The 21,265-nt window shown below is 59.8% G+C and carries 17 protein-coding genes and 1 pseudogene; 12 read left to right on the forward strand and 6 right to left on the reverse strand.

What is annotated here, in order from left to right:
- Nucleotides 1-149 precede the first annotated feature (149 nt).
- The 5 genes and pseudogenes from C0398_04970 to C0398_04990 all read left to right on the forward strand — a co-directional run bounded on the left by C0398_04970 (nt 150) and on the right by C0398_04990 (nt 7,116).
- Nucleotides 150-1,610, forward strand: coding sequence for an MATE family efflux transporter (locus tag C0398_04970; protein ID MBA4365343.1), 1,461 nt, complete (start codon nt 150-152; stop codon nt 1,608-1,610).
- Between the two features lie 9 nt (nt 1,611-1,619).
- Nucleotides 1,620-3,092, forward strand: a complete 1,473-nt coding sequence (locus tag C0398_04975; protein MBA4365344.1) for a hypothetical protein — start codon at nt 1,620-1,622, stop codon at nt 3,090-3,092.
- Between the two features lie 118 nt (nt 3,093-3,210).
- Nucleotides 3,211-4,434, forward strand: coding sequence for a hypothetical protein (locus C0398_04980; protein MBA4365345.1), 1,224 nt, complete (start codon nt 3,211-3,213; stop codon nt 4,432-4,434).
- Nucleotides 4,435-4,443: 9 nt separating this feature from the next.
- Nucleotides 4,444-5,793: pseudogene (locus tag C0398_04985) on the forward strand (Mn transporter).
- Nucleotides 5,794-7,116, forward strand: coding sequence for an MFS transporter (locus C0398_04990; protein MBA4365346.1), 1,323 nt, complete (start codon nt 5,794-5,796; stop codon nt 7,114-7,116).
- Here the strand turns inward: C0398_04990 and C0398_04995 are convergent.
- The gene (locus tag C0398_04995) at nt 7,056-10,157 is read right to left on the reverse strand and encodes a hypothetical protein (protein MBA4365347.1); all 3,102 of its coding nucleotides are present in this window, start codon (nt 10,155-10,157) and stop codon (nt 7,056-7,058) included. The genes C0398_04990 and C0398_04995 overlap by 61 nt on opposite strands.
- On the opposite strand from C0398_04995, the gene C0398_05000 reads away from it, so the two are divergent.
- The 4 genes from C0398_05000 (at nt 10,150) to C0398_05015 (ending at nt 12,997) form a co-directional block, all read left to right on the forward strand.
- Entirely contained in the window at nt 10,150-11,187 is a 1,038-nt protein-coding gene (locus C0398_05000; GenBank protein MBA4365348.1) for a hypothetical protein, read from the forward strand. The two genes, C0398_04995 and C0398_05000, sit on opposite strands and share 8 nt — an antisense overlap.
- 141 nt (nt 11,188-11,328) lie before the next feature.
- Nucleotides 11,329-11,577: a hypothetical protein gene (locus C0398_05005; GenBank protein MBA4365349.1), complete on the forward strand. Its 249-nt coding sequence runs from the start codon at nt 11,329-11,331 to the stop codon at nt 11,575-11,577.
- Nucleotides 11,574-12,320: an alpha-ribazole kinase gene (locus tag C0398_05010; protein ID MBA4365350.1), complete on the forward strand. Its 747-nt coding sequence runs from the start codon at nt 11,574-11,576 to the stop codon at nt 12,318-12,320. The genes C0398_05005 and C0398_05010 overlap by 4 nt, the downstream gene beginning before the upstream one ends.
- Complete coding sequence (locus C0398_05015; GenBank protein MBA4365351.1) at nt 12,317-12,997, forward strand: hypothetical protein; 681 nt, start codon at nt 12,317-12,319, stop codon at nt 12,995-12,997. The genes C0398_05010 and C0398_05015 overlap by 4 nt, the downstream gene beginning before the upstream one ends.
- Nucleotides 12,998-13,176: 179 nt before the next feature.
- On the opposite strand, the gene C0398_05020 is transcribed toward C0398_05015, so the two are convergent.
- Genes C0398_05020 through C0398_05040 form a run of 5 tightly spaced genes read right to left on the reverse strand, consistent with a single transcriptional unit; the run spans nt 13,177 to nt 17,833 of the window.
- Entirely contained in the window at nt 13,177-13,551 is a 375-nt protein-coding gene (locus C0398_05020) for a hypothetical protein (GenBank protein MBA4365352.1), read from the reverse strand.
- 15 nt (nt 13,552-13,566) lie between these two features.
- On the reverse strand, nt 13,567-13,938 hold the full coding sequence (locus C0398_05025; GenBank protein ID MBA4365353.1) for a hypothetical protein: 372 nt from the start codon (nt 13,936-13,938) through the stop codon (nt 13,567-13,569).
- Nucleotides 13,871-15,517, reverse strand: coding sequence for a urocanate hydratase (gene hutU, locus C0398_05030; GenBank protein ID MBA4365354.1), 1,647 nt, complete (start codon nt 15,515-15,517; stop codon nt 13,871-13,873). Before hutU ends, C0398_05025 begins: the two co-directional genes overlap by 68 nt.
- Before the next feature lie 13 nt (nt 15,518-15,530).
- Nucleotides 15,531-17,018 (reverse strand): histidine ammonia-lyase, encoded by a 1,488-nt coding sequence (hutH, locus tag C0398_05035; GenBank protein ID MBA4365355.1) that lies wholly within the window; start codon nt 17,016-17,018, stop codon nt 15,531-15,533.
- Complete coding sequence (locus C0398_05040; protein MBA4365356.1) at nt 17,015-17,833, reverse strand: hypothetical protein; 819 nt, start codon at nt 17,831-17,833, stop codon at nt 17,015-17,017. The genes hutH and C0398_05040 overlap by 4 nt, the downstream gene beginning before the upstream one ends.
- Nucleotides 17,834-18,006: 173 nt before the next feature.
- Here C0398_05040 and C0398_05045 point away from each other — a divergent pair, with 173 nt between their 5' ends.
- From C0398_05045 to C0398_05055, 3 genes are read left to right on the forward strand one after another with little or no spacing between them, the layout of a single operon-like run.
- Nucleotides 18,007-19,413, forward strand: coding sequence for a hypothetical protein (locus C0398_05045; protein ID MBA4365357.1), 1,407 nt, complete (start codon nt 18,007-18,009; stop codon nt 19,411-19,413).
- Entirely contained in the window at nt 19,388-20,425 is a 1,038-nt protein-coding gene (locus C0398_05050) for a hypothetical protein (GenBank protein ID MBA4365358.1), read from the forward strand. Before C0398_05045 ends, C0398_05050 begins: the two co-directional genes overlap by 26 nt.
- Nucleotides 20,392-21,135 (forward strand): hypothetical protein, encoded by a 744-nt coding sequence (locus tag C0398_05055; GenBank protein ID MBA4365359.1) that lies wholly within the window; start codon nt 20,392-20,394, stop codon nt 21,133-21,135. Before C0398_05050 ends, C0398_05055 begins: the two co-directional genes overlap by 34 nt.
- Nucleotides 21,136-21,265 lie beyond the last annotated feature (130 nt).

Raw genomic sequence — 21,265 nt, forward strand, 5'->3', positions numbered from 1 at the left:
GATCGAAACTGAGTTGACCATGGGAGGCGCCGGATGGCGCCTCCCGTCTTTTTTGGTCCGTGCTATTTCTTGTTCGTAGTACGAATGAGGGTATACTACTAGGCGTCTGAAGCAGGTGTGGGTTCGTGCCCCGCCGTCTGGAGGAGACTGTGGCAAGAACTGCATCAAGAAAAGAAATACTCGAGGGACCCATCGTCCGGACCATGTTCAGACTGGCATGGCCGTTGATGATTTCCAGCCTGCTGCACTACCTGTACAACATGGCCGATACTTTCTGGGTAGGCCACTTGCCCGCCTCGGAGAATGCCTCTGCAGTCGCCGGACTCCAGATAGCAGGTCCGGTCATTTTCTTCCTGATGGCATTTGCCTTCGGGTTCAACTCCGGAGGGCTGGCGCTGGTGTCCCAGTACATGGGTGCCCATCGGAAGGAGGAAGCGAACACGGCAGCAGCCAAGACGCTTTCCCTGTCGATTGTCTTCGGGTTGTTCATCATGGCAACAGGCGTCATTTTCTCGCCTGGGCTGTTGAGACTCCTGACCGATGACCCTGCTGTTGTTCGCGCCGGAACGATCTACACACGCATCATCTTCATCGGCATGCCATTTGAGTTCGTCGCCGTAGCATACGCCCAGGTCATGGCGGCGTACGGGGATACAGTTACGCCCATGCTTGTGAATGTGGCGACCGTCCTCATCAATATTGTCCTGGACCCATTCATGATCTTCGGGTGGGGGCCCTTCGCGCGCATGACGGTTGCAGGGGCTGCGGTGGCCACCATCATCTGCCAGGCCATCGCCGCAATCATCTCGCTGGTCATCCTGTTCAGGGGGAGACATGGTCTCCGTGTCAGCTGGCGCGACCTTCTGCCGGACTGGTTCTGGTACAGACGTATTCTCAAGATTGGCCTCCCTGCCTCCATCGGTGTCTCAGGGACGTCATTCGGGTTTCTGGTTCTGACAGGTATCATCGGCCGTGTGCCCAACGCAACGGTAGCACTCTCGGCATATGGCATCGGTGACCGCTTCATCAACATCAGTTTCATTGCCATCGATGGTCTGTCGCTCTCCATCTCGACGATGGTTGGTCACGCGTTGGGCGGGGACCTGCGGAAACGAGCCAACAGTGTCGTATGGACCGGCACAGCGCTGATGTTTGGGATGCTTGTAGGTGAAGGGGCCCTTCTGTGGGGTCTCACGCCATGGCTGTTCAGGGCCTTCATTCCGACACAGCCGGCGATCATCAGCGAAGGCATCCTGTTCATGTCCCTGTTCCTGCCCTCCATTCCGTTCTTCGGCATCGTCAACGGGGTCCAGTCGGCGTTCCAGGGTTCAGGGCACAACACCCCGCCGATGATCATGCAGCTCGTACGTCTCTGGGGCCTTCGCGTCCCGCTGTCATTGTTCTTCGGGTTCGCCCTCCACATGGGATCGCGCGGCATCTGGACGGGGATGCTGGTAAGCAACGTTCTTGCGGCCATACTCGCTCTCGTGTTCCTGGCGACCGTCGACTGGCACCACAAGGTGATTGAGCACTCTCCCTCTACAGCGGGCGAAGTTCTTGGGGGAGAAACCCCTGACGTGTTGGTTGTCCCGGCTGAGCCCCAGGCATAGGAGAAGAACATGAGCGATCGCTCCAGAATGCCCACACACGAGGAGATCCTGCACGGTCCGGTCGTCGTGACAATGTTCCGGCTGTCCTGGCCGGTCATGGTAAGTTCCCTGCTCAACATGGTGTACAACATGACCGACACGTTCTGGGTCGGGCACCTTCCAAAGGCCGAGAATGCAGCGGCAGTCGCCGGGCTTCAGGTGGCAGGACCGGTCGTATGGTTCCTCGTCGCATTTGCATTCGGATTTGGGTCCTCGGGTCTCGCTCTCGTTTCCCAGTTCATGGGAGCGCACAACGAGGTCGATGCGGAGAAGGCGGCCGGTCAGACCATGTCTCTGGCGATCCTGCTTGGATTCGCCGTGGCGGTCATCGGCGTGGTGCTGTCTCCAATCCTGCTTCCCCTGCTGACTCCAAACCGGGCCATTTCGGCGAACGCGATCAGCTACACGCGGATCATCTTCATCGGCATGCCCGCTATCTTCGTGTCGGCCCTGTACGCCCAGATCATGAATGCCTACGGAGATACGGTGACGCCGATGCTCATCAATGCGGTCACCGTTGGTCTGAATGTCCTGCTGGACCCATTGATGATCTTCGGATGGGGCCCGTTTGTCCCCATGGGTGTAGCCGGTGCCGCTCTCGCGACCATTCTGTGTCAAGCACTGTCCGCCGTTATCTCCCTCTGGGTCCTCATGACTGGGAGACGAAAGCTGAGAGTGACCTGGCGTGACCTGCGTCCTGAGATTGCCTGGGTCAAACGCATCCTTCGCATCGGCCTTCCCGCCTCAATCGGGGCATCTGGTACGTCCTTCGGGTTCATTGTCCTGACGGGCATCATCGGCCGTGTCCCAAACGCCACGATCGCCTTGTCGGCGTACGGGATCGGGGACAGAATGTTCAGCATCACCTCCCTCATCAACGACGGAGCGGGTGTGGGCATAGCCACGATGGTGGGACAGGCATTGGGTGCCGGCATGAAGGACCGGGCCACGACCGTCGTACGACAGGGGACGATCGCCATCGTCGGCCTGATGGGGGGTGCGAGCGTTCTTCTGTACCTCATCACGCCCCTGGTGTTTCGGGCGTTCATCCCGAGCCAGCCGGAAATCATCGCCGAAGGAGTCCTCTTCATGTCCATCTTCCTCTGGGCCAACCCGTTCTTTGGGCTTATGATGGGTGTCCAGTCAGCGTTCCAGGGCTCAGGGCACAATGTTCCAAACATGATCCTGGACCTGGTCCGGTTATGGGGTCTGCGCGTGCCGCTGGCGTGGTTTTTCGCTATGGCCCTGAAACTCGGATCACGTGGTGTCTGGATCGGCATGACGGTCAGCAACGTTGCGGCAGGATTGCTCTCGCTCATTCTTGTGTTCACGGTGGACTGGCGCAAAAACGTCATCGAGCACGCGCCTGTTCCTGAGGCGTTGCTCATCGGCGAGGAAGCCATATCGTCGGTCTGCGGAGTTGAGGTTGACGACCGTCCGTAGGGTTCTGAGCCTGCGTTCATCAAGTTGATTTCGGTGTCTCCACGCGCCTGCTTGACACTGCAAGCCATCATGCATAGCATACAGGCGCTGTGTTATTCTCTCGCCCCAGGAGGCGCGAATGTTCTACCTCAGCAACATTCTTGGCATGCGCGTTCTGGATCGAAAGCAAGCCGTCGTCGGCTCGATAGCTGATCTTGAAGTGGCCACCGGCGAGAAGTTCCCGGCCGTCATGGCCGTTCTGGTCACGACCCGGCGCGGCTTGACGCGCGTGGCATGGCACAACGTGCGTGGCCTGGGCATCACGGAGTGCACGCTCAAACTCGCCGATGCAGAACTTCAGCCCAACTTCAAGCTGGAAGACACGTCCATGTTGCTGCTCAACCATGTTCTCGACAAACAGATTGTCGACATCCATGGTGCCAAGGTCGTGCGTGTGAACGATATCGAGTTGGCGGAAAGCCACGGGCAGCTGCGTGTCATAGCGGCCGATGCCGGGTTCCGGAGCTTTGTGCGCAGGGCTGGCTTCGCGTGGCTCATCCATGTCGTCGAACGGGGGCGCCATCACAAGATTGGCGAGAACTCGATTCCGTGGAGTTTTGTCGAGCCTCTGGGGCGCGATGTTCGCAGCGTGCAGGTGAGAGCGACCTGGAAAGAGCTCTCGAAACTGCACCCTTCGGACCTGGCGGACATTGTGGACGACCTGGATTTCAATGAGCGCGACGCTTTGTTCAAAGCGCTCAACGACGAGCAGGCGGCTGATACACTCGCTGAACTGGAGGACGACAAGGTCAAGGTCACCATCCTGGAACGTCTTGGCGTGGCCCGCGCAGCTGACATTCTCGAGGAGATGGACCCAGATGACGCTGCGGACATCCTGCAGGACACGCGGGCTGAGACGCAGGAGGCGATGCTTCAGGAAATGGAGCCCGAAGAACGTGCGGACGTTCGTGAACTGCTGGCCTATGATGAGGATACTGCCGGTGGCCTCATGACCAACGACTATCTCGAGATCAGACAGGAAATGTCGGCCGAGCAGGTCATCGGGCTTCTGCGTCGGGAGGCTCCAGATACGGAGACCATCTATTACCTGTACGTAACGGACGATGATGGGCATCTGGCGGGGATCCTGTCACTGCGGGCACTAATCGTCGCTCAGCCCGGCACCGTCGTGGCCGACATCATGCAGAAACGCACCGTCTCAGTGTTTGTGGACGACCCAAAGGGCAAAGTGGCCGAGATCATCGGCAAGTACAACTACCTTGCGCTGCCGGTTGTTGACCACGAGGGCGTCCTGCAGGGCATTGTCACGGTCGATGATGTCCTCGACCAGGCGATGGATTAGTCCGGTGCCATGGCACTGATCTGGGAACGCATCAGGGGCAGGGTCCGGCGTTTCGCGCTGACGTTGCCCATCATGCTCGCCATCCTTGGACCCGGCATCATCACGGGCAATGTCGACAACGATGCGGGGGGCATCACCACGTACAGCGTCATCGGTGCCAGGTTCGGGTACTCCATGTTGTGGATGCTCCTGCTGATTACGTTTACGCTGGCCATGATCCAGGAGATGAGCGCTCGTATGGGAGTTGTCACGGGCAAGGGGTTGGCAGACCTGATTCGCGAACGGTTTGGTATTCGCCTGACCATGGTGGTCATGGTACTGCTGGTGTTCACCAATCTTGCCAATACCATGGGAGAATTTGCTGGCGTAGCGGGAGCCAGCTCGATCCTGGGTCTGAACCGTTTCATCGCCATTCCAGCCGTTGCATTTTTCGTATGGCTTCTGGTCGTCAAGGGTTCATATCGCGCCGTGGAGAAGGTTCTGCTTGTGTTCTGTGTCCTGTTTCTGACCTATGTCATCAGCGCTTTCATGGCACATCCCAACTGGGGGGTCGTCGCCAAATCTGCTGTTGTTCCGACGTTCCAGATGAACCCCGAGTTCCTCTCGCTGTCCATCGCCATGATAGGGACCACGATTGCGCCGTGGATGCAGTTCTACCAGCAGTCTTCGGTCGCGGAGAAGGCGATCGACCTGAAGCACTACCGCTATGAGGCTCTGGACACCTACATCGGCAGTTTCCTCACCAACTTCGTCGCCTTTTTCATTGTCGTCGCATGTGCGAGCACGCTGTTTGTAGCGGGCGTTCGTGTCAACACTGCGGCAGAAGCGGCAGGCGCACTGGCGCCACTCGCTGGAAAATACGCGTCGACTCTCTTTGCAGTCGGCCTGATCAACGCCTCGATCATGGCTGCCGGGGTCCTTCCTCTCTCGACGGCGTATTCCGTGGCCGAAGCGTTTGGCTGGGAATCAGGGGTTGGGAAGTCATTCCGCGAGGCCCCTCTCTTCTATGGTCTGTATACGGCTCTTATCGTTCTGGGTGCGGGAACGATCATGTTCGTGCCGGAGAACAGACTCATCGGCGTCATGCTCTTCTCGCAGGCGGCGAACGGTGTTCTGCTTCCTCTGATCCTCATCCTCATGCTGAAGCTGATCAATGACAAGTCATTAATGGGTGAGTACGTCAACAGCCGGGGCAAGAACATCGCGGTGTGGGCGCAGGCGATCGTCATGATCATCCTGGCGGCGACGCTGACGGTCCAGACCGTGCTTCAGATAGTGAGGAACTAGGTTCATGATTCTGCAAGGGGGAGAGTAGACTCTACTCGTCGGATAATTCGGTTAGCGAAAGGAAGAAACTGAGTGAACATTCGAAAACGGCTGCCGGCTTTTGAGTCTCGGGACTACCGGATCTGGTTTGCCGGCCAGAGCATATCTCTAGTCGGCACCTGGCTCCAGAACACCGGACAGTCCTGGTTGGTTCTCAAGCTGACGAACTCGCCCTTCAAACTCGGTCTGCTGATCAGTATCCAGTTTCTCCCGTCTCTGATCCTCTCGGTGTTCATTGGACCGATCATCGATCGTTTTCCCAAGCGCTCAATCCTGTTGTTCACACAGACGATGTATGCCCTGGCCGCCGCCGCTCTGGCTGTTGTGGCGTTCGGGGGTCATGCGCAGTACTGGCAGGTGCTTGTTATTGCCGCCGTCACAGGTGTCATCAGCGCTGTCGATTGGCCGACCAGACAATCGTTTGTGGGCGAACAGGTGAACGACAGGTCCGCTGTCGTCAACGCTGTCGCGCTCAATAGCACGATGTTCAACATCGCTCGCGTCGTCGGTCCTGGCATCGGCGGGGTCCTGATCGCAGCCGTGGGCATTCCGTGGACATTTGCCCTGAACTCGGTCAGTTTCATAGCGGTCATCATCAGCCTGCTCCTTATGAAAGCAGGCCGCAAGCCGACCAAGAGCAACAAGGGGAGCTATGCCCAGGAAGTGCGCGAGGGAGCCCGGTACATTGCCGGAAATAGAGTCGTCATGAGCCTCCTGACGATAGCAGGCGTTATCAGTTTGTTTCTGCTCAATTTCAACATCTTCATTCCCAGCTTTGCCAAGCTGACTCTCGGTCTGCAGGCAGATGGCTACGGCGGACTGATGTCGGCAATGGGAGCAGGGGCGCTGGCCGCTGGAGTACTCATGTCTCTCGGCGGAGCACGCCTGGAACCGACCCCCGCCTATGTTTACGGTTCGGGGTTCATCCTTGCGGTTGCGATGGTCCTCGTCGGCATACAGCGGAATCTCTACGTGACCGGCCTTCTGCTGATCTTCTGTGGATTTGGCATGGCGGCGTTGTCGACAATGTGCAACACGGCACTCCAGATGCAGTCGCCCGACAGCATGCGCGGCCGTGTCATGGCTGCCTACAACCTCGTCTTTGTGGGTTCGACCCCCATTGGCGCGCTCTATGCGGGCAAGATCTCGGATGCCCTCGGCGCAAATATGGGTTTCTTCGTCAGTGGGATCATTGGCGTCGTATTCCTGGGGGCGATGCTGGCCTTCGTTACCCCCCGTGCCTTCCGGGGCCTGCGAACGTTCGCCGTGGCTGGTGCATCCGCCGGAGGCAGTCCTCAGACGGTCGACTCTTCTGCTGGGCTGGACGTTCGGGCGACTGAGGTGTCCAGAGACTGACGCACGCGTGTGGCCAGTTCCTGAAGCGTATAGGGTTTCGGGATAAAGGCCACGAAGCCCATACTGGCGAAAGGAGTGTCAGTCGCATCATAGCCGGACATCAGGATCGCAGCCACCGACGGATTGATCTCGCGAAGCTTCTCGAACAGGTCCTTGCCATTCAGGTGCGGCATCATCATATCGACCAGGACGAGGTCGATGGACCGCCATGAATCCTTGTAGATGGCGAGCGCGTTCACTGGATCGGCGGTGTCGATGACCTGATATCCGAGACCTGAGAGGACCTTGACGGCAACACTGCGGACAACATCTTCATCATCCACGACGAGCACCGATTCTCCCCGGACAGACCGTGGCAGTGACCCAGAGACAGGCATCTGGCGAGCCCTTCCCTGTGCTTCGGCACGGGAGACAGCCGGAAGGTACAGCGTGAACGTCGTTCCCTGGTTTGGCACTGAAGCCACTGTGATGATTCCTCCGTGGTCGTGCACGACACGCCAGACGATGGACAGTCCCAACCCGGTTCCTTCAGGCCGCGTCGTGAAGAACGGTTCGAACAGGTGGTCCCTGGCCTCAGGTGATAGACCGCAACCGGTGTCTGACACCCTGATCTGCACGTAGCTGCCGTCTGGCAGGACAGGAATGCTGAGGCTGGTGCAGAAGGATTCGTCGATGATGACGTTGCAGGCGTCGACCGTGAGCGTGCCGTCGTGGTGTCCCATGGCATCGCGGGCATTGATGACCAGGTTCAGGATGACCTCTTCCAGCTGCGTCCGGTCACCGGGAACGTATGCCAAATCAGGAGAGATGCTCTGTACCAGGACAGTGCGTTTGTCGAAGCCTGGCATGGCGATCGAGAGCGTATCTGCCAGGACCCCGCCGACATCGACGTCGGCGATAGTCGGTGTGCTGTTGCGCGAGAAGGACAGCAACCGGTGCGTTAGTTCAGCGGCGCGCCTCGCGGCGCGTTCAATGGTGTCCAGTCCCTGGTAGAGTTCGGTCCCTTCCGTTGCGTCGACCCTGAGCAGCGACGCATGCCCCATGATGCCGCCCATGATGTTGTTGAAGTCGTGTGCGATTCCCCCTGCTAGTCGTCCGACTGCTTCCATCTTCTGTGACTGTAGGAGCTCTCGTTCCAGCTGCCGCGCTCGTTCCTCGGCGAGTCGCTGTTCTGTGACGTCGCGGAAGATTCCCTGGACAATAGAGGCACCGGCGGATGGTATAGACTTCAAGGAAGCCTCACAGATGACCTGACTGCCGTCATGGGTGACAAAGACCCAGTCAAACCGCTGTGCCTGGCCGGCAAGGGCCTGGTCTTCGAATGTGCGCATGGCGTCGGCAGATGGACGGCCGTCGGGCTGCATGGCGGGACTGATATCGGGGATGCTCTTTCCCATCAACTGTTCGGTTGTGGTGCCAAGCACTCGTCCTGCGGCGGTATTTGCCTGCGTGATGACATGGTCGCTGACGATCAGAATGGGATCGGGAGCTTCGTCGAACAGGGTGTGATACTGCTGGTACGCCGTGCGAACGGTCTGTTCGGCTTTGAGCTGGTCCCGCAGGTCACGGGCGACGATGAGCGTGCGTTTGCTGGGACCCGGCAGGTTCGACATCATGACTTCGACAGGGATGAGGGTTCTGTCGGATGCGACAAACTGCCACCGCGTTGACGTAAGGCTTCGGTCCTCCAGAGACGTCAGTGTTTCTGACATATCCGCCTGTCCGATGAACATAATGGACCCCAGTGTGGCGCCAAGCAAATCAGAATCCCTGCGAGCAAGCAGTGTACACAGGGCACCGTTGACCGCCTCGATGCGCAGATGTCCCTCAGCGCTGTCCACGAGCAGGGCAGGTTCCGGGACTGCGGCAAATAGCTGCTGATAGTAGGCGGCCCGGTCACGGGCGGCGCGTGCCGCGCGTTCACGCGAAGCAAGCAGGTAGATGGCGAGCAGGACGACCACAATGCCCCCGAGCACCAGCAACGTCGTTTTCAGCCGGTCACTGCCGGCGTAGAAGGAAATCGTGGTGCCGAACCATTTCGTCTCCAGTTGTGCCAGCATGCCGCTTCGCCGCACTTCCGCCAGGGTCGCATTGAACTGAGGAAGCAGTGGCAGCATGTTTCGGGCCGCTGGGTATGCCACGGGGCAGCGTCCAGTAAGAAAAGGTCTGAACAGGCTTCCCTTCTGAATGACGAGGTCCCCCTGGTAGCGTTCGCTGATGAGAAACTGAGCATTGAGGTAGTCATGAACGGCGGCATCAGCCTGACCCCCGGCGAGCGCGGCAATTACAGCTTCAGGCCATACATACCGCTGGACCTGCAACTGCCCGTAGCGATTGCCCAGGCTGGTAACATAGTCATCAGAAGCCGTTCCTGTCTTGACGGCAACACGATGGCTTCCGAGATCGCGTGCGTAGTGGATGTCACTGTCAACTGGTGTGACAAGGACGAGACCGGAGTTCAGGTATGAATTGGCGAAGGCGAAACGGGAAGCACGGTCACTTGTCCAGAAGATCGACCCGATCCCTAGGTCCACGGTGCCGTTCTCCACGCGCTGCAATTCGTCGGGGAAGGTCATCGTCTCGTATCGGACGTTCCAGCCATTGACCGAGGCAATGAGATTCACGAGATCGACGTCGAATCCGACAAGATGTCCGTCGCGCAGAAAAACGAAGGGTTCGTAGATGTTCGCAGCAACCACCAGCTGGGGAGGAACCGAGACCGGAGTGGCGGCATGGGCCAGGGATGTCGGTCCGAGAAAGAAGACTGCAACGGCAACAAGCGCGACTGCGCAACGCCGAGCATACTGCATCCCGAGTGCTTCCCGGCGCACAGAACGACCAGTATTCACCGAGGTTGCTCTCTCCGCCCTACCCGTTGTCAACATATGTTCATGATATCCCGTAAACCTCCTCTGTAAAGCTGAAATCTGACGTGCGCGGCTGTTCCACGGTGCTCCCAGCGGCTCAGTTTCAGGAGAAGCGTCCCGGCAACCGGGGATACGGAACATCGGGAGAGGCCCGCTCGTCCAGAATATGCGCATATACTATAATATTGGGAGTGTCCTGACGGCGCTCATTTCGAAGCAGATGGCTGAACTCGGGATAGGAAGGGTTCGCCCGCCGGATGGTCGTGGAACAGGACGCGTGCCCTTCTGTGGGTGTGCACGGATGAATGCGGTGCCAGGAAAACGTGTGGACAGCGCGATGCTCTGTCTGGCACGTGGGAGGGAGGTACAAGCACACATGAACAGACTCGCCGTTTTTGACCTTGACCGCACGCTGCTCGATGACACGTCGTCAATCTCTGAGGGACTGGTGAGACGATTGGCGGCTGCGCTGGTTCCTGGGCTTTGCTGTACGGTCGCGTCGGGGCGTGATCTCGAGCGCATAGTGCCATTCCTCGAGCAACTTGGCTGGAAATCGGTTCCCGTCATCGCCGAGCAGGGTACAGTCGTCGTCGAGCCCGGGAACGGTCATATCCTCCTGGAACGGGGCATATCGCGAGAGGTCCTGCTCGACACCGTGGACACGGTTCGTTCGGCGCGCATTCCCCTGAACGTTATCCTGTATGGCCGAGATGCCCCACAGGTGTTCCGGAGTGCGGGTGCGCCGAGTTTCGTCGAAGGGTGGCTGCTCGGACGGTACTCGCACGGTCTGCGCGACGTGCCGCCTCTGGAGCAGATTATCACGACAGGCGTGCGCAAGGTCACCGTGACATGTCGGCCTGAGGACACTGAGGGCATCAGGGCCATGCTGGCAGCAGAACTCGGGCCGCGCGCTACCGTGGTCAGGGCAGACGTGAACTTCGTCAACATCATGGATGCCGGGGTCGACAAGGGTGCAGCGCTTCGGTGGCTGATCAGCTACCTTGGGCTGGAGGCGGCCAGTGTCATGGCCGTGGGAGACTGTGAGGCTGACCAGAGCATGTTCGCGGTCGCCGGGGTTTCGGTTGCGGTGGCGAATGCTGATGAACCGACGCGAGCGATGGCAAGATACGTTGTGCCCTCTAACAATGATCAAGGCGCCGCCCTGGCTCTGGAGAGCTTCGCCGACGGAAGGTTCGGGCTCTGAGGGCCCGGGATTCAATCCTGCTTCTGAGGTGCATGGGACTCGCTCTCTGCATTCTTCACGCCTGGAGCTTGACATCCAGGTGCTCTCCGGTACATTGTTACGGCTTCATCAGCACGAGCATTGACAACCAGGAGGTGGCTCATGAATGAAGACAGCATGACGAAAAAGGCCACGCGGCCCGTCAAGAAGAACCGCCGGACACGGAGCAAACCAGCGAAGATCCGGCACCTTCAGAAACAGCAGAGGCTGTGGATGGTGTCCAAGATGGCATGGCGCAAGCCCGGTACAAAACCAGGACTTGCGCCTTCTTCATTGCTGCAGCCCACACTCGTGGTTCCGTGGCCCGCCTCGAGGTTGCTTTCCCTGGAGTTGTCTTGCCGTCTGACATGATAGCTGCCGTGGGTCCACTCTGCGTCCAGACGGCCAGAGACATCAGCATTATCCGTCAGGGGGGCCGTCTTCTGGTGACAGCGTGCGATGCTCTCGGAGCAATAGGCTCAAAGCCTGCGGACGTGGTTGCTGCTTCTGATGAGATCTGCGGCGCCTACACCCTTCGGGTCTGTCTGAACGAGCTTGCTGCGGTTGGCGTCACGCCTCTGTTCGTGCTGTCGCTGGTCTGCAATGAGTGGGAGCCGACAGGGAGAAGGGTTCTGGATGGCATCAGGGCGGAGCTTCTGGAAGGCGGGTATCCAGACCTCCCTATCAGCGGGAGTTCAGAGCAGAACATGCCGACGACCATGACTGGGCTGGGCATCGCTGTCGTGGGTACAGCAGACTCTCTGCGATGGCGGCACACGGCACCCGGTGACCGTCTCATCCTTGTTGGATTGCCATGGGTCGGATCCGAGGTTCTCGACCATTCCGGAGAGCTTCTGAGACCTTCAGCTGTCCGGTCCCTGGTCGGACAGGATGCTGTGGGCGACGTCATTCCCTGTGGCTCTCGTGGCATCCGGCACGAAGTCGAGGTGCTCGAAAGCGAGTCAGGAGTGAGGATCGTGCTGCACGAACCGGCGCCCGTCGACCTGGACAAGTCGGCCGGCCCTGCCACGTGTGCACTTGTGACCGTTCACGGCAGTCTTGCAGACTGCGGCCTGAGGGCGACTGAGCTCGGGTTTATCGAGGAACGACGGTGAGACTGGGGGCAACGTCCTGGCAGGTCCCCGGAACGTATCTGGACAACGCGCGACTGCTGGCCGGGCACGCCTCGTTTTCCGAGCTCCTTGTCTATACCTGGAATGATGAGTTGCGGAGCATGCTGGAACAAGAATGGGACGACATGAGCAGGTTGCTCGAAGTGTCGGTGCACCTTCCTGCGGACAGCCTGGAACATGCTGCTGCCGCCCTGCGGTTCTTCAGTGACCGCGAAGTCCTGCGGTACACGGTGCACCCGGTGCGCGAAGTTGCTGCACTTCGGGATTTCCTGCGGTCAGGTGTCGATATGGTCGGAGAGCGGCTCTGTCTCGAGAACCTGGAGAATGACGTGTTCGGGGAAGTGATGCCCTCCGTAGCCGACATCCCGTTCTCCGTGACACTCGACTACGGCCATCTGCTATTCATGGGCGCTGAGTCTGAGCCGTTTCTCGACATGTATGCAGACCGCATACGCGAGTTGCACTTCCACGGCTACGATGGCGTCGACTGCCACGTCGCCCCGGACGAACCGACGATAACGCGATTCGGAGAGATCCTTGAGACGTGGTTCCAGGATGAACCCCTGATGCCTGTGTGCGTGGAGACATTCGACTGGGATGTGACGCGCAGTGTGCTCGACACGTTGGCGGCTCGCAGTGTGGTGACTGCGGCAGACTGACTCCGTCGCCCCCACAGGAGGGCAAGCGTTGGCTGTCTTCAGTCGTGGTTTTCCTGCGCCTGGACGGCCAGGCTGACATTTGTTGCCGTAGGAACGGCCTTCGGCTCGTCGGTCATGGCTCTAACTCGCATGCACGTGCTGTCCCAACCCATCGCACAGGACTGGTCCTGGGGTGTGACCTACCAGGAGACGCTGTATTCGCCAGTGTCCAGCCGTGTCACTGTTGCGGCGCCTGCCAGCTGGCGAGCAGTGACCATAGCGTTCGCCAGGCAAATGCCGAGGTCGGGAAAGCGACCGGTGTTGCCCTGCACGACGATCTGATCCGGGGAGACGACCTTGAACGTCCACGGCTGCCTGTTCATCGCCGACGGAGCAAGGCGGGCGGATTCGAGCACGGTCCGGACCAGAGCTGCCGAGTCCTGGAGAATGCCTCCCGGAACAAGCTGTTCGATGGTCTTGCGGGTATGGCCGCGGGAGAGGGCACCCACCACTGCGGAACGCAGACCAGGTGTCGCCGGCCGGCCGACCGTTATCGAGCAGGGACTGCCCGGCAGGCGAACCTGATAGTACTAGCACGTGCCCCACTCGTGCACGAGGAGGGCCAGAACGATCTGCTGACCCTGGTACCCATAGTCTATGAGCTCGTCGGTAGACGACCCGCACTCGGCATACAGGACGGCGCTGCATCCCATGATGGACTTGTCGGCGATTCTCCAGTCAAGCCGGCTGGTTGCGGTGAGCGGTACTGCCGATGCAATCGCCTGCGCGATGTCCGCCCTGTCGGTATCTGTCAGGGGGTGAGGCTCGTAGCTGCGCGTCGAATGGCGATCCCGGACGAGACTGACGTAGTTGAGCTGCATTTCCATTTCCCCCCTACTTGAGTGATGGCATACGGATGCCGTGGTCCTTGGCAAACTGGATGGCTTTCGGATAGCCTGCATCTGCGTGCCGCACGATGCCCATGCCCGGGTCGTAGGTGAGAACGCGTGATAGCCGTCTGGCCGCAGCGTCGGTGCCGTCCGCGACGATGACCATGCCGGCGTGGATGGAGTAGCCGATCCCGACGCCGCCGCCGTGATGGACGGAGACCCAGGTAGCCCCTCCGATCGTATTGAGGAGAGCGTTCAGGATGGGCCAGTCGGCGATGGCGTCGCTGCCGTCCATCATCTTCTCGGTCTCACGGTTGGGTGAGGCGACGGAGCCGCAGTCGAGATGGTCGCGCCCGATGACGATGGGTGCGGAGATCTTGCCTGATTTCACGAGGTCGTTGATGATGAGGCCAAAGCGCTCACGCTCGCCGTATCCCAGCCAGCATATGCGGGCGGGCAGCCCCTGGAACTGGACCTGGTCGTGTGCCATCTGGATCCACTTTACCAGGTGTTGGTCGTACGCGAACTCCTTCAGGATCACCTCGTCGGTTGCCCAGATGTCCTTGGGGTCTCCCGAGAGCGCTGCCCAGCGGAAAGGGCCCTTGCCTTCCTCGAACAGTGGACGGATGTACTTTGGGACGAACCCGTCGAACTTGAACGCATCCTGATAGCCGTTTGCCAGGGCCTGGCCACGGATGTTGTTGCCATAGTCGAACACGATCGCGCCACGTTCCTGCAGGCCGACCATGGCCTTGCAGTGGACGGTGATGGCGTCCAGCGCGCGCCTCTCGTACTCGGCGGGGTCGCTCGCACGCAGAGCGTATGCCTCTTCGAGCGGCATGCCGTTGGGGACGTATCCATTCAGCGTATCGTGGGCAGACGTCTGGTCGGTCACGACGTCCGGGATGATCCCCCTGCGCAACAGTTCAGGGAACACGTCGGCAGCGTTGGCGACGAGTCCGATGGACAGTGGCCGCTTCTCAGCGACGGCGTTCCGGACCATCTGCAGTGCCTCGTCCAGGTCGGTCGTCATCGTATCGATATACTTGGTGTCGAGACGTTTCTGGATTCGGGCGGGGTCACATTCAACAATCAGCCCAACCCCCCCGTTCATGGTGATGGCCAGAGGCTGTGCGCCGCTCATACCACCGCATCCACCCGTGAGGACGAACCGTCCGCTCAGGTCTTCCCAGCCGGCTTGCCGGGCGGCAGCGGCCAGCGTCTCATAGGTACCCTGCAGGATGCCCTGAGCCCCGATATAGATCCAGGAGCCGGCGGTCATCTGGCCGTACATGATCAGTCCCTTGTCTTCCAGCTTGTGGAATTCGTCCCAGGTGGCCCAGTGTGGAACCAGCATTGAATTGCTGATGATGACACGTGGCGCGTCGATGTGAGTCTTCCACACAGCGACAGGTTTGCCGGACTGCACGACCAGCGTATCGTCCACGTCCATGCTCTGGAGCGTCGCGATGATGTCCGCGTAGGCCTGCCAGTTGCGAGCAGCCTTGCCCTTGCCACCGTAGACGATCAGGTCTTCGGGCCGCTCTGCGACCTCCGGATCCAGGTTGTTCATCAGCATGCGCATGGGAGCTTCCAGTTGCCAGCTCTTGCATGTCAGGGTGGTTCCGTGTGCTGCATGTATCGGTTCCATGTTTTTCCTCCAGTCAAACTGCGTTGCTGCAAATCAGGGCTCGTACCGCGTTGATGTCTTCGACGAACATGCGGTCGCCATTCATGGGCGGAACGCATGTTCTGAGCTGTGCGAAGAGCTTGCTGGTGGCTTGGCCGAGCTTGTCTTCGCCGCCAAGGATGTCGACAGCCTGATAGGCGGCCAGCAGTTCAATGGCGACCACGGTTGCCGCGTTGTCTGCAATGGAGCGGGCTTTACGCGCAGCGATGGTACCCATGCTCACGTGATCCTCCTGGTCGGCGGATACCGGAATGCTGTCCACGGAAGCGGGATGTGCCAGTACCTTGTTCTCGGAGACCAGGGCGGCCTGAGTGTACTGGGCGATCATGAGGCCGGAGTTGAGGCCGGCATCGCGCGTCAGGAACGCCGGGAGTCCGCGGTTGAGGGCGGGGTTGAGCAGGCGGTTGGTGCGTCGTTCGCTGATGCTTGCCAGCTCTGCCAGCGCAATGCCGAGGTAATCCATGGCCAATGCCACGGGTTCGCCGTGGAAGTTCCCGCCCGACAGGACGTCTCCGTCGGCAGGGAACAGGAGCGGATTGTCTGTGACAGCATTCAGTTCAGTGAGCAGCACATTCTCCACGAAGTCGACGGTATCGGAGACGGCGCCATGGACCTGCGGCATGCAGCGGATGCTGTAGGCGTCCTGAACCTCGTCGCACGTGCCGATGAGCTTGCTGCCTGCAACGTAGCTCAGAATATCCCTGGCAACGGCACCCTGTCCGGCGTGCCGGCGCAGATCGTGGATGCGTTCGTCGAAGGGTTCGAGACGGGCGCGGAGGGCTTCCATGGTCATCGCCGCTGCCAGGTTGGCGGTGCGAAGGAGAGAGCGCGCGTCCGAGAAGACGAGGGCGGCGACGCCGGTCATGACGGCGGTGCCGTTGATGAGGGCCAGGCCTTCCTTGGCTTCCAGGACAACCGGCTTGGCACCGATGGCATCAAGGATTGCCTGACCCTGGAGGATTTCGCCGTGCACTTTTGCCGTTCCCCTGCCAATGAGCACGAGCGCCAGTGAGGCAAGAGGAGCCAGGTCGCCCGAGGCCCCTAGCGATCCCTGGCTGGGGATCATCGGGTATACGTGCTTGTTCAGCAGGTCCAGCAGCAGTTGCTCCACCTCGAACCGAACACCCGAGTGTCCGCTGGCCAGCGTATTGGCACGCACGAGTATTGTCGCCCGGGCCTCGTCCTCGTTGAAGCAGCGCCCGACACCGACGGCGTGCGACAGGATGAGGTTCTCCTGCAGCTTGCCCAGGTCCAGGGGACTGATACGTGCATTGCACAGAGAGCCGAACCCCGTATTGATGCCATAGACGGGGGCTTCACCCCGGACGATCTGCCGGACGAATGAAGAAGCAGCGTTGATCTGTTCCACAGCTTCCTTGCCGAGTTCGACGACGGCACCCTGGCGGGCGACACGGACGACTTCGCTGGAGGTCAGGCTGGAACCGGTAAGATGGATGTTCATCTGTTCATCTCCTCGATAGCTGTTGCGAGTTCACTGAGTGAGTCGATCGCGATGGTTTCTGCGGGCAACGACTCCCGGCGCCCAAAGAGAATGGCCTGGAGGCCGGCTGCGCGCGCTCCCTTGTAGTCCATGCGGTATGAGTCCCCCACATGGACGATCTCCTCCGGCTTCAGTTCGTTGGTGTCGACCAGCAACTCCCAGATACCTTTGTCGGGTTTCAGATACAGGACTTCGTCCGAGAAGATGAAGTGTGTGAACGGCACACGAATGTTGAGCGTGTCGAGTACGTTCAACAGAACCTGCCCCGGTGTTTTTCCCGTGTTGGAGGTCAACGAGAGAGGGTAGAGCCTGGCCAGGTCTGTAAGCAGCTGTGGAACGTCTGGCTCGACGAGGGTAGGCATCAGTTGGAAGATCACTGCGTCATATCTGGGCCGGACAGCATCGACGAGATCCCCGGAAGGGTACACACTGGCCTGCGTCAGGACGAAAGCGATCTGGCTGGAGGTCGTCAAAGTCCAGTCGCGCATCTCACGAACGTCTCTGCGCAAGACGTCGATGCGACGAAGACTCTCGTAGAGTCCGTCCTCGGAAACGACCACGCCGTGCTCGCCAAGGACTTCGCGAATGGCCTGAGCCCGGATGCGGTCGCGTAGAGCCTCATCCTGGTCATGGTCTAGTATAAGTGTCTTCCACAAGTCCAGGCTTATCGCACGTATCACGTCTTCTCCCCCATCCTTGACGTGTTCAGTATATGGCAAAGACAGCGAGCTGTCACCCCTGAGAAGTAACGACGTTGACAGAGGCCAGGAACTCATATACTGGAACGTGCTAACGCAGGAGACGACCGACCCAGTAGGCAGGGTTGCTTGTCTGGCGTGAGAAGTGCGGTCCGCGCTCAGAAGCGGATGCAACCGGTGGCCGAGTGGGAGTCTTTTGTGACTCACCGCAGGCGGCCGGACCAAAAACTCAAGGACATGGAGGAACCAGAATGTTCAGGACAGGATCTCGGAACCGAATCAACAAGCATGTTGACTCGACAGAATGTTGCAGGTTGACGGATGGAAAACGCGTTATATCCTTTGCACTTGCTGTCATCATGGTATTTCTCCTGGTTGCCTTCCCCGCCAGACAGGCCGGAAGTGTCGCTTCAGTTGTTTCGACGCGTCGTGTTTCCCTTGAACTTCGTGCCGGCCAATCTAGCTTCGTGGTCACGACAGGCTCAAAGCGTGTTGCAGGCAGTTTCCCTAAAGGGTTCGTTCCGGTCAGGCTTGGTACAAGTCTTGCTTTCCCGATGCGTGCCGTCATCGAGGCAGCAGGCGGCATCGTGCGGTTCGAGCCGTCGCAGAACACCGTCTATTTTGGGCTGGGACCAGTTGCTGGTGCATACGAGTTTGGCAGCAGGACGTTCGTGGACGGTTCCTACAACACGTCGGTGCGGAAGGACCTGGTTCGCGCCTTGGGAAAGATTGGAACCCTGTTCCTGTCGGAGGAGATCCTCAAGGGCCTGGTGACTGCGTCTGGTGGAACGATGACATCGTCTGTCAAGAACGGACTGACGTCGATCGTCCTCCAGATTCCGTCCGTCATGAACGACGTCCTCGGCTATGAGCATGACACGTTCCCCGCCAAGGCCGGGAAGATGCGGCTCGTGACCCTGGCGCCGAACCTGGCAGAGAACTGTTTCGCCCTTGGTCAGGGCAGCAACATCATCGCCTCGTCCGAGTACACCGACTTCCCGGAGCAGGCCAAGAAGATCCCAACGGTCGGCGCATTCAGCAACCCCTCACTGGAGAAGCTGCTGGTCCTGTCTCCCGACCTCATCCTGGTGACGGACGGCACGCCGCTTGCGGTCGTGGAACGTCTCCGCAAGATGGGGCGTCGGGTGTACGCCGACGACCCCAAGTCCCTGTCTGCTATCGTCGAGGCCATACGTTCGCTGTCAGTGGTGCTCGGGGTTCCGGACCGTGGGTTCGAGGTGGCGCTTTCCATGCACAGGTCCATCGTACGGGTAGCCGCGGCAGCGAAGAAGCTGACCAGCAAGCCTGCCGTGTACGTCGAGATCTGGAACAGTCCATTGATGAGTGCAGGCAAGGGGACGTTCGTCTCGGACCTCATCTCAATTGCGGGAGGATCCAACATCGCTGATGACACAAATAGTCCTTGGCCGGTGCTGTCCGAGGAATACGTCATCAGTCACAACCCAGACATCATCGTCGTGGCTTCCGGTATGGGATCCGGAGATGTTGCAGGGAGGACGGCGTTTTCCACGGTCAACGCCGTGAAGCAGGGACACGTGTATGACATGGTGGGCGACTACATCTTCCGCCCATCTCCCCGTATCATCAAGGGTCTCGAGATGATCGCTGACTATGTCCAGCGTGCTTCCCGTCCCTGACGCCGGAGTCCGACGACACAATGCGGCTGTGCTAACAAGCGCAGCCGCAGTTCTGCTTATCGTCACGTCTGCCAGTGTGTTCTTCGGTAGTGCGGGCCTGACGCCACGACAGGTGTTCCACGGGCTGAGCCTCATGATTAGGGGTGCCCCCATGGGGACGCCGGAAGCTCAGATCGTCATGTTGAGGCTCCTTCGCATAGGGCTGGGTGTCCTGGTAGGTGCATCGCTTGGACTGTCGGGTTTCCTCCTGCAGACGGCCTTCCGGAATCCGCTGGCCGACAGTTATCTCCTCGGGGTCTCAGGAGGGGCACAGCTGGCCGTCACGCTGGTTGCCCTGCTCGGCCTTGCGGGGACGGTTGCCTCGGTTCCTGTCATGATCGCCGCCCCGCTGGCGGGGGCTCTCTTCGTTCTCGCGATGCTCCTCATCATCAGCAGGCGCATCGGGCATGACCTCCTGGCCTTTCTGCTGTCAGGCCTCGCTCTCTCGTACATGCTGAACGCCCTGTACTCCATCCTGGTCTCGACACGGCCCGACATCCTTTCCAACACGATCTTCTGGTCATGGATGGGTCTCAACAGGGCGTCTGGAACAGGCATGGCGGTCGTGGCCGCAGGGTTGGTCATTGCCGTGCCGGCTGTCATGAGCCTGATGCGCCCTCTCCGATCGTATCTGGTGGGTGATGACTTCGCCCAGAACGTGGGCGTCAACGTGAGAACCACAAGGATTTCGCTGCTGTTCCTCAGCGTCATCCTTGCTGCCACGGACGTTGCCGCCTCGGGGGTCGTGGGATTCGCTGGACTGTTCTCTCCTCATCTGGCACGCCTGCTGACACGTCGCACAGACCGGACGTTTGTCGTCCTGACGATGCTGATGGGCGCGACGATCGTGGTCGTCGGGGATCTCATAGCGCGTTCGGTGAGCGCGTCGGAGATTCCACTGAATACAGTGCTGTCACTCTTTGGTGCGCCCTATCTTATCTGGCTGTCGATCAAGTCGAGGAGGGTGATGTGATCTCCGCTGTCCTCGAGCTCAGCAACGTCGCGGTCGGGTACGTTCGGGGGGAACCCGTTCTCAGGGACGTGACGATCAGTATTCGCCCGGGAGAAGCCGTTGCGCTGGTCGGCCGCAACGGGACAGGGAAGTCGACACTCCTTCGGACGATGCGCGGGTTCCTGCCGCCCTTCGACGGCCAGGTCGTGCTGAAGGGTCATCCATTGCAGTCCATGAGTCCACAGGCCCTTGCAGCGACCATTGGGTTCCTGTCGCCAGGGATACCCCAGGCGCACATTCTGGTGGATGAGGTCATCGAGCTCAGTTCCCTTGGACGGCTCAAGTCCATGGAACAGCTCGAGGCGTCGGACCACCCTGACGTGTTCTCAGAGGTCAGTGGCTTCGGTGCACGATTCCTGGACGAGATGTCGTCAGGGCAACAGCGCAAGATCATGCTCCTGGCTCTTGTGGCGCAGTGGACGGACATTCTCCTGATGGACGAGCCTGAACTCCACCTTGATCTCCCGAGCCTGCGCGAACTCCACGGCTTGATCTCCTGGGCTACCGCCAAAGGCAAATCGGTCGTGCTTTCCACGCACAATCTCGAGACCATACGCGTTCTGCCGGACCGGCTGTACGTTGTCGGCGACAAGACCGTACGCGAGGCACCCCGGACCGAGGAAACCGTGCAGGCGCTGCTGGAAGGGAATGGCTATGCTCCACGGGGATAGCGCGCGGTGCCCCTGAAGCTAAGTGACATGCGGCATGGCAGGCTTCGTCGCAGCTCAACGCGCATGTTGACAGCGATTGCAGACGTTCCGGTGGGCCAAGTCCAGACGACATGAGCCGTTGCCCGACGAT

This window comes from Coprothermobacter sp. (genome assembly GCA_013824685.1).
GTDB lineage: Bacteria > Caldisericota > Caldisericia > Cryosericales > Cryosericaceae > Cryosericum.

Excerpts from the sequence above, each read along its gene's own strand:
- C0398_04975 (MBA4365344.1), top strand. The coding sequence starts at position 1,620 with ATGAGCGATCGCTCCAGAATGCCCACACACGAGGAGATCCTGCACGGT.
- C0398_04980 (MBA4365345.1), top strand. The coding sequence starts at position 3,211 with ATGTTCTACCTCAGCAACATTCTTGGCATGCGCGTTCTGGATCGAAAG.
- C0398_05000 (MBA4365348.1), top strand. The coding sequence starts at position 10,150 with ATGCGCATATACTATAATATTGGGAGTGTCCTGACGGCGCTCATTTCG.
- C0398_04995 (MBA4365347.1), bottom strand. The coding sequence starts at position 10,157 with ATGCGCATATTCTGGACGAGCGGGCCTCTCCCGATGTTCCGTATCCCC.
- C0398_05005 (MBA4365349.1), top strand. The coding sequence starts at position 11,329 with ATGAATGAAGACAGCATGACGAAAAAGGCCACGCGGCCCGTCAAGAAG.
- C0398_05010 (MBA4365350.1), top strand. The coding sequence starts at position 11,574 with ATGATAGCTGCCGTGGGTCCACTCTGCGTCCAGACGGCCAGAGACATC.
- C0398_05025 (MBA4365353.1), bottom strand. The coding sequence starts at position 13,938 with ATGCAGGCTATCCGAAAGCCATCCAGTTTGCCAAGGACCACGGCATCC.
- hutU (MBA4365354.1), bottom strand. The coding sequence starts at position 15,517 with ATGGAACCGATACATGCAGCACACGGAACCACCCTGACATGCAAGAGC.
- hutH (MBA4365355.1), bottom strand. The coding sequence starts at position 17,018 with ATGAACATCCATCTTACCGGTTCCAGCCTGACCTCCAGCGAAGTCGTC.
- C0398_05040 (MBA4365356.1), bottom strand. The coding sequence starts at position 17,833 with ATGAGTTCCTGGCCTCTGTCAACGTCGTTACTTCTCAGGGGTGACAGC.
- C0398_05045 (MBA4365357.1), top strand. The coding sequence starts at position 18,007 with ATGTTCAGGACAGGATCTCGGAACCGAATCAACAAGCATGTTGACTCG.
- C0398_05050 (MBA4365358.1), top strand. The coding sequence starts at position 19,388 with ATGTCCAGCGTGCTTCCCGTCCCTGACGCCGGAGTCCGACGACACAAT.